17 protein-coding genes are annotated in these 14504 nt (G+C 73.5%); 7 read left to right on the forward strand and 10 right to left on the reverse strand.

Annotation, left to right across the window (positions count from 1 at the left end):
- From ACWD0J_RS30915 to ACWD0J_RS30925, 3 genes are all read right to left on the reverse strand, one after another.
- The coding region (locus tag ACWD0J_RS30915) for a hypothetical protein (RefSeq protein ID WP_451499140.1) at positions 1-198 on the reverse strand (198 nt) is incomplete at its 3' end.
- On the reverse strand, positions 195-596 hold the full coding sequence (locus tag ACWD0J_RS30920; protein ID WP_451499141.1) for a DUF3662 domain-containing protein: 402 nt from the start codon (positions 594-596) through the stop codon (positions 195-197). The genes ACWD0J_RS30920 and ACWD0J_RS30915, both read right to left, overlap by 4 nt.
- Positions 597-758 (reverse strand): hypothetical protein, encoded by a 162-nt coding sequence (locus ACWD0J_RS30925; protein ID WP_451499142.1) that lies wholly within the window; start codon positions 756-758, stop codon positions 597-599.
- A 207-nt stretch (positions 759-965) separates the two neighbouring features.
- On the opposite strand from ACWD0J_RS30925, the gene ACWD0J_RS30930 reads away from it, so the two are divergent.
- The 4 genes from ACWD0J_RS30930 (at position 966) to ACWD0J_RS30945 (ending at position 5543) form a co-directional block, all read left to right on the forward strand.
- Entirely contained in the window at positions 966-1889 is a 924-nt protein-coding gene (locus ACWD0J_RS30930; RefSeq protein ID WP_451499143.1) for a MurR/RpiR family transcriptional regulator, read from the forward strand.
- 439 nt (positions 1890-2328) lie between these two features.
- Positions 2329-2721: a hypothetical protein gene (locus tag ACWD0J_RS30935; RefSeq protein WP_451499144.1), complete on the forward strand. Its 393-nt coding sequence runs from the start codon at positions 2329-2331 to the stop codon at positions 2719-2721.
- A gap of 19 nt (positions 2722-2740) precedes the next feature.
- Positions 2741-2896 carry a hypothetical protein gene (locus tag ACWD0J_RS30940; protein ID WP_451499145.1) on the forward strand — a complete coding sequence of 52 codons (156 nt, stop codon included), beginning with the start codon at positions 2741-2743 and terminating at the stop codon, positions 2894-2896.
- Between the two features lie 292 nt (positions 2897-3188).
- Positions 3189-5543, forward strand: coding sequence for a SpoIIE family protein phosphatase (locus ACWD0J_RS30945; protein WP_451499180.1), 2355 nt, complete (start codon positions 3189-3191; stop codon positions 5541-5543).
- A gap of 301 nt (positions 5544-5844) precedes the next feature.
- Here the strand turns inward: ACWD0J_RS30945 and ACWD0J_RS30950 are convergent, their stop codons facing one another.
- Positions 5845-6336 (reverse strand): flavin reductase family protein, encoded by a 492-nt coding sequence (locus ACWD0J_RS30950; RefSeq protein ID WP_451499146.1) that lies wholly within the window; start codon positions 6334-6336, stop codon positions 5845-5847.
- 111 nt (positions 6337-6447) lie between these two features.
- A complete protein-coding gene (locus ACWD0J_RS30955; protein WP_451499147.1) occupies positions 6448-7167 on the reverse strand; it encodes a peptidoglycan-binding domain-containing protein in 720 nt (239 codons plus the stop codon).
- Positions 7168-7342: 175 nt separating this feature from the next.
- On the opposite strand from ACWD0J_RS30955, the gene ACWD0J_RS30960 reads away from it, so the two are divergent.
- Positions 7343-8104: a TetR family transcriptional regulator gene (locus ACWD0J_RS30960; protein ID WP_451499148.1), complete on the forward strand. Its 762-nt coding sequence runs from the start codon at positions 7343-7345 to the stop codon at positions 8102-8104.
- A 145-nt stretch (positions 8105-8249) separates the two neighbouring features.
- Complete coding sequence (locus ACWD0J_RS30965; RefSeq protein ID WP_451499149.1) at positions 8250-8678, forward strand: Zn-ribbon domain-containing OB-fold protein; 429 nt, start codon at positions 8250-8252, stop codon at positions 8676-8678.
- Between the two features lie 126 nt (positions 8679-8804).
- Here the strand turns inward: ACWD0J_RS30965 and ACWD0J_RS30970 are convergent, their stop codons facing one another.
- Positions 8805-9185 carry a PPOX class F420-dependent oxidoreductase gene (locus ACWD0J_RS30970; protein ID WP_451499150.1) on the reverse strand — a complete coding sequence of 127 codons (381 nt, stop codon included), beginning with the start codon at positions 9183-9185 and terminating at the stop codon, positions 8805-8807.
- A gap of 67 nt (positions 9186-9252) precedes the next feature.
- The gene (locus ACWD0J_RS30975) at positions 9253-10431 is read right to left on the reverse strand and encodes a MalY/PatB family protein (RefSeq protein WP_451499151.1); all 1179 of its coding nucleotides are present in this window, start codon (positions 10429-10431) and stop codon (positions 9253-9255) included.
- A 264-nt stretch (positions 10432-10695) separates the two neighbouring features.
- Here ACWD0J_RS30975 and ACWD0J_RS30980 point away from each other — a divergent pair, with 264 nt between their 5' ends.
- Positions 10696-12075, forward strand: coding sequence for a S1 family peptidase (locus ACWD0J_RS30980; protein WP_451499152.1), 1380 nt, complete (start codon positions 10696-10698; stop codon positions 12073-12075).
- Positions 12076-12152: 77 nt separating this feature from the next.
- On the opposite strand, the gene ACWD0J_RS30985 is transcribed toward ACWD0J_RS30980, so the two are convergent.
- The 3 genes from ACWD0J_RS30985 to ACWD0J_RS30995 form a co-directional block, all read right to left on the reverse strand.
- On the reverse strand, positions 12153-12974 hold the full coding sequence (locus ACWD0J_RS30985) for an EamA family transporter (protein WP_451499153.1): 822 nt from the start codon (positions 12972-12974) through the stop codon (positions 12153-12155).
- A gap of 59 nt (positions 12975-13033) precedes the next feature.
- On the reverse strand, positions 13034-13219 hold the full coding sequence (locus tag ACWD0J_RS30990) for a hypothetical protein (protein WP_451499154.1): 186 nt from the start codon (positions 13217-13219) through the stop codon (positions 13034-13036).
- 100 nt (positions 13220-13319) lie between these two features.
- Positions 13320-14483, reverse strand: coding sequence for an ROK family protein (locus tag ACWD0J_RS30995; RefSeq protein ID WP_451499155.1), 1164 nt, complete (start codon positions 14481-14483; stop codon positions 13320-13322).
- Positions 14484-14504 lie beyond the last annotated feature (21 nt).

A 14504-nucleotide genomic window follows, 5' to 3' on the forward strand; every position in this document is an offset into this window, starting at 1 on the left:
CCTCGTGCCGCCAGCCAGCGGCCTGCCCGCGGCGGGAGCCGGCCGGGCGCCGCCGACCAGCCGGGACGCGGTGCCTCCCACGGTCGCGAGCGCGGCGCCGTGCACGGCCGGTTCGCCGGCCCGGACCGGGCGCGTGAGCGCGAACCGGCCCGGTGGGCCATTGCGGCCGTCGACATCACCGGCCGCCCGTCCGCTCACCCGGACGCCTGCTGGAACCCCTGGGCGCTGACGTGGGTCATCACGCTGCTGGCCACGCGGTAACGGCCGTTGGGCACGTCCGAGGAGCGCGTGATGTGCACGGTGAGCGGGCCCGCCCATTCGTAGCCCTTGTGCTCGGCGTGCCGCAGCAGACTGTCCGTCAGCTCCTGGCCCACGCGGCTGCCGCGGCGGGTCAGCTCGTCGTGCACGTGGTCGGCGAGTTCGACGTCGTAGGCGTTGGGGACCACGACCCGGGTCTCGCTGCACACGACCACGTTGTTGTCACACTCGCGCCGCAGCGCGTCGAGGAGTTCCACGGGTTCCTTGTCGACGACGCGCGCCCACAGCGCCTCCCACCGGTTCTCCAGCGCCCGTTCCAGCGCGCTGATCGCGCTCATTCACTGCTCCTTGAAGTCGTCGGGCCGCACCTCGGCCTCTTCGAGGGCCTCCCGCAGCGTGCGGCCGGTGCCGCCCGGGGCGCGCCCGGTGTCCTCCTCCCGGTGTTCGAGGAGGTCGTCGGTGGTGTGGGTCTTGGGGCGGTTCTCCTCGGGGACGGTCATCCCGGCTGCTCCTCGTCTGTCGTCAGCCGCCGTCGGAGGACGGGGAACGACGTGTTGGGGTGGACAGGTTGTCCCGGAGCGGGTTCCCGCCCGGAGCGCGCGTATCCGTCCCCTTCTCGTCGGCGGCCGGATGACACCGCACAAGCCCTGGTCACCGGGGTGGGTGGGCTATGTTGACTCTCCGTGGGAGACAAAGGAGGCGCACCGGTGCCATCGCCGCAGCAGGCACGCGCACAGGCATCCTCGATCACTTCGGGAAGAACCGCACCGGAGACGGAGGCCTCCCCGACGTCCCAGCTCAGGGCCCTCTTCGACCGGCCCCGGCTGTCTCCCGGGCAGCGGCGCATCGCCCAGTACCTGATCGAGCACATCACCGAGGCGGCCTTCCTGTCGATCACCGATCTCGCGGAACGCGTCGGCGTCAGCCAGCCCTCGGTGACGCGGTTCGCTGCGGCGGTGGGCTTCAGCGGTTACCCCTCGCTGCGGGAGAAGCTCCAGTCGATCGCGCTCGGCACCCTCGCCGGCGGCCCCGCGGCGGCGGAGGAGAACGCAAGCAACGAACTCCAGGCGGCGGTCGACGCCGAGATCGAGAACCTGGAGAACCTGCGCCGGGACTTCGTCGATCCCGACCGGGTCATCGGCGTCGGCCGCGAACTCTCCCGGTCGACCCCGCTGACCGTCCTCGGCCTGCGCATCTCGGCGTCCCTGGCCGAGTACTTCGCCTACGCGGCACGCCGCGTCCATCCGGACGTGCGGCTGGTGACGCGGGGCGGCAGCGTCGCGTACGACGCGCTCCTGCAGTCACGGGAGGCCGGCGGCACCTGGGTGCTGGCGTTCTCCATGCCCCGGCACGCCCAGGAGACCCTGACCGCCGTGCGGGTCGCGCGCAGCGCCGGTCTGCGGGTCGCGCTGATCACCGATCTGGCGCTCGGCCCGGTGGCCGACGAGGCGGACGCCGTGTTCGCCACCGGCACCGGCTCCCGCCTGGTCTTCGACTCCTACGCGGCCCCCGGGGTGATGGCCGCCGCGCTGCTCCAGGCGATGACCGACGCGGACCCGGAGCGCACCCAGGCCCGGCTGGAGGAGTACGAGCAGATCTCCGACCAGCACCAGTTCTTCCTGCGGGACTGAGCCGCACCCCCGGCCATCGGAACACAATGGGATCATCCGCCCCATATCGCGCATGAATGTTTTCATGCTTCTTGCAAAGCGGACGGCATATATAAATACTGCTCACGGATGCCACCCGAGCCGTTACGGGACGCGTTCCCCACCCCCCGTACCCCCGTCCCCTCCCGCACTGCCCCTCCCCCTCCCCCTCCCCCCTCCGCCCGCAGAAAGCCGACGGTCCGCCCATGCGCACACCGCACCATCCGCCGCGCGGGCACCGTCCGGTACCGCGGGCACCTGCACGGACACCCGAAGCCGCCGTCTCCTGCCCGCGTCGGCGCCCCAGGTGTCCGGACGGGCATCGCCTGCGCGAGCGCCCGTGGCGGCCCCGGTCATCCCCTGGACCGGGGCCGCGCCGCCCCGTCGGACCCTCCCCCTCGACGCCGCACACCCGGAAGCGATGACCATGCCCCTGACGACCACGCGGACCACCCCGCGCATCGGCCCGGACTGGCCCTGCCAGGTCAAGACCCCCGGAACCTATGACTGGGAACGCTCGGCGACCAAGTGGCTGCGTGAACTGGTGCCGGCGCGTTACGCCGGCTATCCGGCGCTGATCCGGCACCCCGTGCTGCTCGCCCGGCACGCCCAGATCCAGGTCCAGCACGAGATCCGGGTCGCCCGCACCGCCCTGCAGACGGCCCGCGCCGATCTTCCCGGACTGGGCCTGCACGAGGCGGTCATCGAGCACACGATCAAGCTGTACGCCGCCGAGGTCCTGCAACTGCAGCACATCGCCCGGAGCGTCCGGGCGGTCACGCAGGCCCTCGTCGAGCACGGTCACGGCCGCTGACACCGGGGTTCCGGCCCAGATGGCGCTCACCACCTTCCTGAGCGCCTCTCCGCTCACGTCGATGATCCAGTGGCTGGTGACGCCCTCCACCACCGCCCGTCCGCTGCCGTCGCGCGCCGCGGTGTTCCCGTTGGTGCCGCTGCCCGTGCCGCTGCCCGTGCTGACGATCCGGTGATGCCGTCGTTGAGCCGCCTGCTACGGCTGCGGCTGCGGCTGCGGCTTTGGCTTTGGCTGTTCCCCTCGCCCTGACCCCTGAGGCGCCCGGGTGGCGGACCGGCGGGTCCGGCCGCGACCGGCGACGTCCATGTTCACCGGTGCGTGCGATATGCGGGGACAAGCCCGCGAACCGACCGGGTCCGTTGTGCGATGCTCATCGCGTGACGAGCGAGCCCGCCAGCCCCGCCGAGCCCGGCGCCGCGCCCGACGTGGCCGCGCTGGCCAAAGTCGTCGCCCGGCAGCGCGCCGAGATGGACCGGCTGCGGAGCCAGGTGGCGACATCGGCCGTCGTGGAACGGGCCAAGGGCGCGCTGATGGCCCTGACCGGGTGCACCCCGGACGCGGCGGGCGAAGAGCTGCTCCAGCGGGCCAAGGCCGCGAACCGCACGCTGCTGGAGGAGTGCTGGATCACCCTCGGCACGCTGGTGCCCCCGCTGCGCGCCGCCGTGCGGGAGCCCCGCTCCGTCATCGCCGTGCCCGGCCCGTCACCGGACGATCCCGCCGGGACCGGGATCCCGGCCGGCCGGGACACGGCCGAGGCCGGCGGCACGGCTGAGGCCGGTGGCACGGAGAACGACGGCTTCGCCGCGCTGGGCCGCCTCGGCGAGGCCCTGGTCCGGGTCGGCAGCCCGCAGGAACTCGCCCAGTGCCTGCTGGAGCACCTCGCCGCGGAGGTGGAGGCCGACGCGGTCATGCTCTACCGGCGGCTGCCCGCCGGAGGGCTCGAACTGATCGGGCACGCCGGTATCGACGACACCCTGGCCGCGCAGTGGTGTCACGTGCCGCCGCTGAGCGGGATCGCGGCACTGGACGCGCTCCGCGCGCGGGAGCCGCGCTGGCTGGAGGACATCGACGCGGACCGGGAGCGGTATCTGCTCATCGGGGATCCGCCCCGGCGCTGGCACTCGCGTGCCTGGCTGCCCGTGCCGGCCGGGGACACCGCCGACGTCTGCATCGGCGTCCTGCGTACCCGTGGCGGTCCGTTCAGCCCGCCGGTCCGGCAGCTGCTGCGGGCGGTGACCCGGCTGTGCGCCGGCCGGCTGCGCGCGTTCGGCACCCGCCGGGACCCGGGCGGCGGCGGCACGGACGACGCCGCTCAGGCAGTCCTCGGGTCGCTGCCGGGCGCGGCCATGCTGCTGACGCCGCTGCGGACGCTGTCGGGAGAGGTCGAGGACTACCGGATCGACGCCGCGACGGCACAGGCGGTCGACATCGTCGGCCGGACGGGCGGCGAACTGGTCGGCCGCCGGATCCTGGAGTGCTTCCCCGCCATGGCGGACGAGGAGCTGTGGCAGGGCTGCCTGCGCACCCTGGCCACCGGCGAGCCGTACGAGGGCGATCCGTTCGCCCACCAGGAGGTCGTCGCCGGTACCGCGCAGCTCTCCCTGTTCTCCATACGGGCGGCCCGGCTGGGCGGCGGACTGGTCGTCACCTGGATCCGGTGCGAGTCCTCGGACCGGCAGGAGCAGCGGCTGGCGGACGTGCAGCGGCTGGGCAACCTGGGCTGGGCGAACTGGAACCTGGTCACCCACGAGGACGGCTGGTCCTCCCAGGTCTTCGCCATCTTCGACCGGGACCCCGCACACGGGCCGATCCTCCTCGCCGACCTGCCCGGCCACACACTGCCCGAGGACGCGCCCGCACTGGCCCGCGCCATCCGCGAACTCCTGCACGCGGGGCGGCCGTTCGACCTGCCGTTCCGGATCCGGGCGGGCGGCGGGATCCGGCATCTGCGCGCCGTCGCCGAGGCGGTGACGGACGTCGACGGCACTCCTGTCGAGGTGCACGGCTTCGTCCAGGACCTCACCGCGCAGCGCAGCGCGGAGCTCGCGCTGGTGGAGAGCGAGCAGGAGATCCTGACCCAGCACGGCGTGCTGCGCGCGGAGCGGACGCTGGCCGCCCGGCTGCAGCACGCGCTGCTGCCGCTGCCCACCCGGCCGGTGCGGCCGGCCGGGCTGCGGGTCGAGGTCGCCTATCTGCCCGCCCAGTCGGGCCTGCACGTCGGCGGAGACTGGTTCAGCGCCATCGAGCTGCCCGACGGGGACGCCCTGTTCGTGGTCGGTGACGTCGCCGGTCACGGCATCGACGCCGTCGCCACGATGGCCCAGCTGCGCTTCACCGCGAAGGGCATGGTGATCACCGGATCGTCGCTGACGGGCGCGCTGGCCCGGCTCAACGCGCTGTTGCTGCACTCCCGGGACTCGCACGCCACCGCGACCATGGTGCTGGCCCGCTACGTCCGGGACGAACACCGGCTGGTGTGGGCGCAGGCCGGCCATCCGCCGCCACTGCTGCTGCGTGACGGCGAGGCGCGCTTCCTCGACCGGCCGCGCGGGATACTGCTCGGGGCGAACTCCGCGCCGGTCTACGAGGAGGCGCAGTGTCCTCTGGAGCCGGGCGACCGGCTGATCCTGTACACGGACGGACTGGTGGAACGGCCCGTGGAGGGCATCGACCGCGGCCTGGAGCGGCTCGCCGAGGCTGCCGTGGCCCACCACGCGGACGGGCCGGGCTTCCTGGGGCCGTTGCTGGCCACCCTGTTGGAGAGTGAGCGGCGGGACGACGTCTGCGTCCTCGACATCCGGGTGCCCGACGAGCCGGAGTGACGGGCACCCTCGACATCCGGGTGCCCGACGAGCCGGAGTGACGGGCGTCGCCCGCCTTGCCGGCGGGTGGTTCAGTCGTCTCCGCGATGCCTCCAGTACCAGACCAGGCCCACGACCAGGGCCAGCAGGAAGAGGGCGGGCAGCACCAGGCCCGGGATACGGGAGCCGCTCATCGGCGTGGCCTTCGGTTCAGGAGGTTCACAACCCCTGGGAAGGGGCTGCCCATGCTGGCGGCCGGCGCCCCGGCGACACCGTCACTTTCCCGACACGTTGCCCCGTGTTCGAGTGCGGGGGCGTGATGTCAGTCGGCCGGGTGACCGGCCGGGATGTCGCCGGCGTCGTCGAGCCGCAGCAGCGGTACGCCGTCCGTGTCCTCTCGCCCGCCGCCCGCCACCGGGTCGAGGACGTACCCGACGTGGTCGCCCGCGTCGATGCGCAGCGCGATCGAGCCGACGAACCAGGCCGCCGCGTCCGCCAGGACCGCGGCCCCCTCCGGGCCCTGCCGCCAGCGGACGTGGGCGAACTTGTCGGTGTCGTCACCGGTGCGGGAGCCGAACAACTCGGCCATTTCCCGCTGTTCGCGGGTGAGCAGATGCACGGCGAGGTGCCGGGCGGTCCGTGCCACCCCGTAGGTGTGGTTCATCTTGGACAACCACACCATGTACCGCGGGGGTTGGATGGCGCACTGGGAGGAGAAGCCGACCAGACAGCCGGACCGCTCACCGTCCGCGGCGACGGTCACCACACACATGTCCGGGTTCAGCCGCCCGATGAACGCGTCGATGTCCCCCATGTCCACTCCACTCCCGTCCGTTCGTCACCCGCGGCCGGTGCCGGTCCGCGGTTCAGCGCGGTCCGGGTACCCACGCCGGGCGAAGTGACGTGCGCCGACGGGAACGAACCGTCACCCTCCGCCGCCCGTACGGGACTCCAGGGCGAGCCGGGTGTCGTCGCCGTAGACGCCACTCTCGTCGCCGCGGATGCCGTACCAGAGCTGGAAGCGGGCCACCGCCTCGGTCAGGGTCGCGTCGTAACGGCCGCTGGCCGAGCCGTGGTCGTAGACGTCCGGGATGCGCAGCAGGCGTTGCTGAAGGTCGGTCACCTCGGGGCCGGCGGCTCCCTCCCGAAGGGTGCCGGGGCCGTCGGGGTCGGCCGCGCCGGCCGGGGCGGAGGGGGCGGGCGAGGCGGACGGGCCGGAGCCGGCGGACGTGGCCGCGGGCGCCGAGGGAGCGGACGCGGCGGTCGCGTCGCTGCGGCCTTGCAGCAGGAACGCGCAGCCGAAGCCGACCAGGGCGGCGGCGGTGACGGCTCCCGCGACGGCGGTCCGACGCAGGCCGCGCGACCGGCCGCGGGGAGCGTCGCCGGGAGCCGAGGCGGGAGCCGAAGCCGAGGCGGGAGCCGGGGTCGGGCGCCGGCCGGTGGCGACGGGCGGCAGTTCCTGGGTCTCCTCCTCGGCCCGGGGCGGTGACGCGGGCACCTCCACCGTCTCGTAGTAGTGGCCGTTCTGCTCCTGGTACTCCCTGATCAACTCGGCCAGGGCGTCGGTGCGGCGCGGGCGCAGCACACGGATCGGTTGCAGAGGCGGGCCGTCGTGGGGCTGCTCCCGGTCGGGCGGTGTCGGCATGGTGCTCTCCCTCCGTCCCCTTTCCCCGGGGACCTCCGGCCTTCCCCGAGAGGGGATACGCGTCCGCCGCCCGAGGAGTTCAGCGACCGCCTCCCCGGTCGAGCCGAAGCACTCAGTTCCCTCTGCGGGCTGCACCGAGTGCCACGGGCCCCGGCCAGGTGCTACGTTCCCGTCCATGAGCTCCAGCGGTGCGTCCCCCCGTCGCGGCGAGAAGGCGGAGGGAGCCAAGAAGGCCGGGAAGGCCGAGGCGGCGCCCGCGAAGCCGCCCATGCGGGACGCGCTCGTCGCGGCGGCCTTCCGGCTGTTCCTGGAGCGGGGGTACGAGCAGACCACCGTCGACGACATCGTGGCGCTCGCCGGTGTCGGCCGCCGGTCGTTCTTCCGCTACTTCCCCTCCAAGGAGGACGTGGTCTTCCCCGACCACGAGCGCTGCCTGGCCGACATGACCCGCTTCCTGGCCGCCGGCGACGACTCGGACGAACCCGTGCAGCGGGTCTGCGACGCGGCCCGGCTGGTGCTGCGGATGTATGCCGAGAACCCCACGTTCTCCGTCCAGCGCTACCGCCTCACCAAGAGCGTGCCGGGCCTGCGCGCGTACGAGCTGTCCGTGGTGTGGCGGTACGAACGCGCCCTCGCCGCGTACCTGCGGACGCGGTTCGCGGGCCGGCACGAAGGCACCCTGCGGGCCGACGTGATCGCCGCCGCCGTGGTCGCGGCGCACAACAACGCGCTGCGCTCGTGGCTGCGCTCGGACGGACAGGGCGACGCGAGCGCCACCGTGGACCGCGCCCTCGGGTACGTGCAGTCCGCCTTCGGCGCGGATCCGGCCCGGCCCGTCACGGAGCGGCCTCAGGACGTGGTGGTCGTCGTCTCCCGGCGGGGGGCTCCGCTGTGGCGGGTGGTCCAGGAGATCGAGACCGCACTGGGCCGCGACTGAGCCAAGAAGGGGTACGGAGTGCCTTTACGAGTGACACTCAGTGCCATACGCTGTGGCCGTGCACGGTGGCACGGCGAACCGGGCACGTGCGTGCACGGTGACCCGCGCACGCGGGATTCCGGCCGAGTGCAGGGAGTTGACCAGCGTGTACCACCCCTCAGGAAGCGTTGCTCGTCAGTCAGCCGGTTCCGCGGCGGGCCTCCTGGAGTCCAGGGCCCCTGGCCTGCGGAGCGCCGACGCGGAGGCCCTGCACTACCAGCGCTGCACCTGGTGCGGCACCGCCATGTACCACCGGCTGCTGTGTCCGGTCTGCCAGGGCGGTGATCTGCGCACGGAGCGCAGCGCGGGCACCGGAACGGTCCGCCACTCCACGGTGGTGCACCGCAACACCCCCGCCGCGCGCAATGTGTCACTGATCGAGATGGCGGAGGGCTTCGTGGTGCGCGGCCGGGTCATGGGCCCGCCCGTCGGCATTCACAGCGGGGACCGGGTACGGCTGTCCACCGCGCAGGACCCGGTCCGGGGCGAGCCGGTCTTCCAGCTGGTCGACGAGCCGTACCGCGCCTGGAGCTGACGGGACGTCCATCGCCCTCCACCGCCCTCAGCGGCAAGGCAGTCCACGTCACGCAGTCCACGTCACCACTCCGTCACACCTGGCACATTGGCGATGCACAGTCGACGTCGGCCCGTGCCCCCTGTCTCACAGGGTCACGCGGATCCCGACGGTCCCGTTCCGTCCTCGGCGCAGCCTGCTGCCGACGAGGGTGAGGCGGCCCAGGATGCCGTACTTGCGGGCGATCAGCTCGCGGTAGCGGGCGGCGGTGGCCGGGTCAGTGATCTCCGCGGTGGCGGGATGCTGGTCGCCGGTCGGGTTCCCCCGTGCGTCGCAGGGGCCGACGAGGACGTCACCGCGCGCCCGGATGCGTTTGACCTTCCATGAGTCGGCGACCGTCCACACCCCGAGCGCGTCACCGTCGCGCACCACCCACACCGGGGTGGCGACCGGGGTGCCGTTCCTCCGGAAGCTGGTGAGGAGCAGGTACTTGCCCGAGCCGAGCCGCTGCAACGCCGTGTGGTCCATGGCCGGAGTCTAGGCAGCCATCCGCCGCAGCAGCACCCCGCGTAGGCCCGGTGGGAGCCGGTCGCGTTCAGTCGAGCGCCGCCGCCATCCGCCGTACGCCCTCCTCAAGGATCTCCGGCGAGGTCGCCAGGTTCAGACGTACGTGCCCCGCGCCGCCGGTGCCGAAGTCGGTGCCGGGGCTGAGGGCCACCCGGCCACGGCGCAGGAAGGTGTCCGCCGGATCGTCACCGAGGCCGAGCGCTCGGCAGTCGAGCCAGGCGAGGTAGGTCGCGTCCGCGGGGCGGTGGGTGACGGCGGGAAGGCGGGCGGCGAGCAGGTCGGCCAGCAGACGCCGGTTCTGGTCCAGGCCGGCGAGCAGGGCGTCCAGCCAGGGGACGCCCTCGCGCAGCGCGGCGGTGTGGGCGAGGACGCCGACGTGGCTCGGGCCGTGGCCGACCTCTTCCGGCAGCCGGGCGAGGTCGGCGGCGGCCCCGGGTCCCGCGACGGCGAGCGCGGCCTTCAGGCCCGGCAGGTTCCACGCCTTGGTCGCCGACATCAGCGACAGGCCGTTCTCCCCGCCGGGCACGCTGAGGTACGGCACGAACTCCACGCCCGAGGCGACGACCGGCGCGTGGATCTCGTCGGCGACGACGCGTACGCCGTACCGGTCGGCGAGCGCGGCGACGGCGGTCAGTTCACCGGCGGTGTGCACGGTTCCGGTCGGGTTGTGCGGGCTGCACAGCAGGTAGGCGGCCCGCCGCCGGCCCGCCGCCGCCTGCCGGAAGGTCTCCTCCAGGGTGCCGGGGTCGATGCGCCCGTCGGCGCCCAGCGGGGCCTCGGCCACCCGCCGGTCCATGTGCGCCAGGAACTGGAAGAACGGCGGGTACACGGGCGGGTTCACCACCACCGCGTCGCCGGGCCCGGTGACCAGCTTGAGCATCTCCACGACGCCGAGCATCACGTCGGGCACGATCGCGGTACGTTCCACCGCGAGCCCGCTCCAGCCCCACCGCTTGTCCGCGAACGCGGCGAGCGCCTCGGCGTACGCGGTGCCCGCGGGGTAGCCGGTGTCCCCGAGCGCGAGCGCGTCGGTGACCGCGCGGACGACGGGTTCGGCGAGCGGTACGTCCATCTCGGCCACCCACAGCGGCAGGACGTCCTCGGGATACGTGCGCCATTTCATGCTCGTACGACGACGGAGGCGGTCGAGCGTCAGGGCGCGCAGGGGGTTCGGTTCACCGGACGGTTCGTGCGGGATCCTGGTCATGGCCACAAGATAAGGGGCTGCGGTGGCCGTGGGACACGGACGGGACGGAGGCCGGTGCCGGCCGACGGGCTCCGGGTGGCGCCGAGTGACGCGACTGACGACGGGCGGGGTCGGGTGGGGTCGGGCGGCGGCCGGCCTCGGCGGACGAGGAGAGATCACCTCCCTGCCGTGAACGCCCCCGCCTCCGCGCGCGTATGGAAGGAGGGTGCTCAACCACGAGAGCCCCCCGCGGTGTTGCCGTGATTTCGGGTTCGGGAGCCATGCATGAGGCACGCACGACGACGGGTCGTCCGGCGAGTGACGCGGCTGGCGGCCGTCGGCGGCCTCCTCCTGGGAGGGACCATGGTCACGCGGGCCATGGCCAGTGAACCTCCCGTCACCACGACCGTTCCGCGCACCTACGCGCAGGAGGCGGGGGACATGGGCGCGGGGCTGGTCCAACGGCTCGGACCGTCCCGTACGGCGGGCGCCTGGATGGATTCCGACGGCAAGCCGGTGGTCGCGGTCACCGACCAGGACGCGGCGGCCGTGGTGCGACGGGCGGGCGCCGAGGCGAAGGTCGTGCCGCACAGCATGAACGAGCTCAAGTCGGCCACCACGACGCTGCGTTCGGCGCCCCGGGTGGCGGGCACTGCGTGGGCCATGGACTACCGGACCAACCAGGTGGTGGTACGGGCGGACAGCACCGTGTCGGCCTCCGACTGGTCCCGGATGACCGAGGTCGCCGACGGCATCGGCGGCTTCGTCCGCATGGAGCGCGCCCAGGGCACCTTCACGACCCGGCTCAACGGCGCGCAGCCGATCCTGTCCACCGCCGGACGCTGTTCGGCCGGTTTCAACGTGACCGACGGGCAGCGCGAGTTCATCCTCACGGCCGGACACTGCGGCCCCACCGGTTCCGTCTGGTTCGAGGACTCCGGCGCCGACGCGCAGGTGGGCAAGACGGTCACGCAGAGCTTCCCGGGCAACGACTTCTCCCTGGTGCAGTACGCCGGCGGCGAGGCCGGCGAGGGAGCCGGTGTGGTGGCCATCGGGAACGGCAAGGGAGTGCAGATCACGGGGGCGGCCGATCCGGCGGTCGGGCAGCGGGTGTTCCGCAGCGGCAGCACGAGCGGACTGCGCGACGGCGAGGTGACGGCGCTGAACGCGACGGTGAACTATCCCGAGGGCACCGTCACCGGGCTGATCGAGACGAACGTGTGCGCCGAACCCGGGGACAGCGGCGGCCCGATGTTCTCCGAGGGGATCGCGCTGGGGCTGACCTCCGGCGGCAGCGGCGACTGCGCGAGCGGCGGCACGACGTTCTTCCAGCCGGTGACGAAGGCGCTGTCGGCCCTCGACGTCCAGCTGATCGTGGCGACCCCGGCCGCCGGGGGCGCGAACGGCTCGGCCGCACCGGCGCCGTCCGCCTCGGCCACGCAGAGCGCGATCTCCCCCGGTGCGGCCTCACCCGGATCGTCGGGCCCGGTGGCGGGCGGCGCGACCGGGGAGGCGCTGCTGTCCCGGCTCACGGACAGCAGGAACGTCGGCCCCGGACTCCTGGTCATCGCGGGCAGCCTGGTCGCGCTGGCGGCCACCCGGTTCATCCGCGCCGAGCAGGACCGCAAGGCGTACCGGCAGTACTACTCGGCCACATGGAGCTGACCCGGCCCGCGGCCCGCCACCTCGGGCCGGCCTCGCCCGGCCCCGCCTCGCCCGACTCCGCCTCGCCCGGCCCCGCCTCAGCCGAGGGTCAGCAGGGTGGTGGCCGCGGCCGCCCCCAGCAGGCCCGCCGTCTGTCTCGGGGTGACCTTCTCGTGCAGCAGGGCGAGTCCGAGGATCACGGGGAGGGCCGGGTAGAGGGAGGCCAGGACCACGGCGACGGCCAGCAACTGCCGCTGGGCGGCGAGCAGATACAGGACGAGGGCGAGAGCGGCCCCCGCCCCGACCAGGAGCGCCTGGAGAGCACGGGCCGGCGGCATCCTCAGGCGGTGCGTGTGGCGGGCGGTGCCCGGCAGCAGGACGAGGACGGCGGCGACCCGGCCCGCCGCCACCGGCCACAGCCCGCTCGACGGGCCGGCCTGGGCGAGGGCGAGGTACTGCACGGCGACGCCCGCGCTGGCCACCAGACCGTCCGCCGCGCCCCCTCCGGAGCCGGTGTCGCCGCCGGAGACCAGCCACAGCGCGGGGACCGTGACGGCGATGCCCACCCAGGCCAGGGGCGTGGGCCGGTCCCCGAGCAGCACTCCGCACAGCACGGACAGGGCGACGCCGGTGACCGCGCTGACGGGCACGACGACGCTCATCGCGCCGCGGCTCAGGCCGCGGTTGAGGAAGTGCATGGCGGTGCCGCTGCCGACGCCGGACAGCGCGCCCCACAGGAGATCCACGGGGCGGACGGCGTCGGCGGGCAGCAGCAGCGCGGCCACGCAGGCGAGCAGGAGGCCGCCGGTCTGCCCGAGGACGGTGACGGCGGCGAAATGGGCGCGGCGGGACAGGAGACCGCCGGCGAAGTCGACGATGCCGTAGCAGACGGCGGAGGTCAGAGCGAGGAGAGGGCCCATCCGGTCAGGGGTGCCCCGCGAGCACGGGCCGATGCCTGAGGGTGGCCCTCAGGCATCGGTCAGGTCGCCTGCACCGGCTGGGGAGCCGCGGCGGCCCACTCCAGGACGAGACGCTGGTACTCCTCGCGCTGCTCGCCGTTCAGTGTCCCGCCCGACCGCAGCCACAGGGCCCGGATCTCCTCGTTGACCTCGTCAGCCGATCGTTCGGTAGCAAGTTCAACACTGGTGGACATGATGTGAAGCATACGGCGCCGTAGGTGAAGGCGATGTGAGTAATCATGAGTTAAATGGACATAACGGACCGTGTCGCTGATCACGTCCATCTGTCAACCCCTGTGCCGGACTTCACGCGTGCGCCGCCCCGAGGACGAGCACCTGGATCGCCAGCACGGCGGCGCCGCGGGCCCAGTCGTGGAAGTCGGACACCTTGGTCTCCAGGCCGACCGGGGCGGCCGCCGGATGCCGGTGCGCGCGGATGGTGTCCTCCACCACTTCGCCCGCCACGTCCATCAGACCGACGCCCTCTCCGGCGAGCAGGATCTTCTGCGGCATGACGAAGTTGGCGATCTGGGCGACCAGGACGCCGAGGGCGCGCGCGGCCTCGTCGATGACACGGGCGGGCATGGGCTGCGCGGCGGCGGCCAGGGCGAGGATCTCCTCGTAGGTGTGGTCACGGCCGGTGGCGGCGTGGACCTGGTAGCGGATGCTGGGGATGGTGAGCAGCGAGACGGCGCTGCCGCGCTCGCCGTCGGGGGTGAGCGGGCCGTTGGGGTTCACGATCCAGTGGCGGCCCAAGCCGCGGTCCTCCTCGGCGTAGGGCACGCGGGTGCCGCCCAGGACGAGGCCGTAGCCGATGCCGGCGCCGATGGTGAGGACGACGAAGCGGTCGAGGCCGCGCCCGGCGCCGAACCAGGTCTCCGCCTCGACCAGGGCGGCGACGTCGTTCTCGACGACCACCGGGAGCCCGGTGCGTTCCTCGACGAGCGCGGCCAGCGGGACCTCGCGCCAGTTCAAAAACGGGGACTCCCCCACCACGGTCCGGTCCCGGACCAGGCCGCCGACGCCGATCCCGATCCCGGCGAGCCGGGGGCGGGGGTGCTCGCGGGCGAGCTCGTCGGCCATCTCGGCCAGCAGGCCGGCGACGCGGGCGGGCTCGTGGGTGGTGAGGGGGCGGTCATGGCGGGCGACGATGTCGCTCCGGAGCGTGGTGACGACGCCGTAGACCGTGTCCTCGGTGATCTTGAAGCCGAGGAAGGAGCGGGACTCGGCGACGACGTCGAGGGGCTGGGAGGGGCGCCCCTGGCGCGCCTCCGCCGGGGAGCCCGCCTCGGGGACCTCTATCAGCAGGCCGGACTCGATCAGCGGCTTGGACAGCCGGGTGAGACTGCCCGGCGACAGGTCCAGCCGGCGCGCGAGTTCCGTGCGCGACAGCGGGCCGTGGACGAGCACCTCGATCGCCACGGAGCGCTCTCCGGGGCTCAGTGGAAGCCAGTTGGCACCTGCGGTCATGGACGTCGGACCCCCGAATTT

Source organism: Streptomyces sp. NPDC003011 (genome assembly GCF_053591515.1).

Bases quoted from the DNA above. Each gene is read 5' to 3' on its own strand.
- ACWD0J_RS30920 (WP_451499141.1), bottom strand. From the start codon at position 596: ATGAGCGCGATCAGCGCGCTGGAACGGGCGCTGGAGAACCGGTGGGAG.
- ACWD0J_RS30925 (WP_451499142.1), bottom strand. From the start codon at position 758: ATGACCGTCCCCGAGGAGAACCGCCCCAAGACCCACACCACCGACGAC.
- ACWD0J_RS30935 (WP_451499144.1), top strand. From the start codon at position 2,329: ATGACCATGCCCCTGACGACCACGCGGACCACCCCGCGCATCGGCCCG.
- ACWD0J_RS30940 (WP_451499145.1), top strand. From the start codon at position 2,741: ATGGCGCTCACCACCTTCCTGAGCGCCTCTCCGCTCACGTCGATGATC.
- ACWD0J_RS30945 (WP_451499180.1), top strand. From the start codon at position 3,189: ATGGACCGGCTGCGGAGCCAGGTGGCGACATCGGCCGTCGTGGAACGG.
- ACWD0J_RS30950 (WP_451499146.1), bottom strand. From the start codon at position 6,336: ATGGGGGACATCGACGCGTTCATCGGGCGGCTGAACCCGGACATGTGT.
- ACWD0J_RS30955 (WP_451499147.1), bottom strand. From the start codon at position 7,167: ATGCCGACACCGCCCGACCGGGAGCAGCCCCACGACGGCCCGCCTCTG.
- ACWD0J_RS30960 (WP_451499148.1), top strand. From the start codon at position 7,343: ATGAGCTCCAGCGGTGCGTCCCCCCGTCGCGGCGAGAAGGCGGAGGGA.
- ACWD0J_RS30970 (WP_451499150.1), bottom strand. From the start codon at position 9,185: ATGGACCACACGGCGTTGCAGCGGCTCGGCTCGGGCAAGTACCTGCTC.
- ACWD0J_RS30975 (WP_451499151.1), bottom strand. From the start codon at position 10,431: ATGACCAGGATCCCGCACGAACCGTCCGGTGAACCGAACCCCCTGCGC.
- ACWD0J_RS30980 (WP_451499152.1), top strand. From the start codon at position 10,696: ATGAGGCACGCACGACGACGGGTCGTCCGGCGAGTGACGCGGCTGGCG.
- ACWD0J_RS30985 (WP_451499153.1), bottom strand. From the start codon at position 12,974: ATGGGCCCTCTCCTCGCTCTGACCTCCGCCGTCTGCTACGGCATCGTC.
- ACWD0J_RS30990 (WP_451499154.1), bottom strand. From the start codon at position 13,219: ATGCTTCACATCATGTCCACCAGTGTTGAACTTGCTACCGAACGATCG.
- ACWD0J_RS30995 (WP_451499155.1), bottom strand. From the start codon at position 14,483: ATGACCGCAGGTGCCAACTGGCTTCCACTGAGCCCCGGAGAGCGCTCC.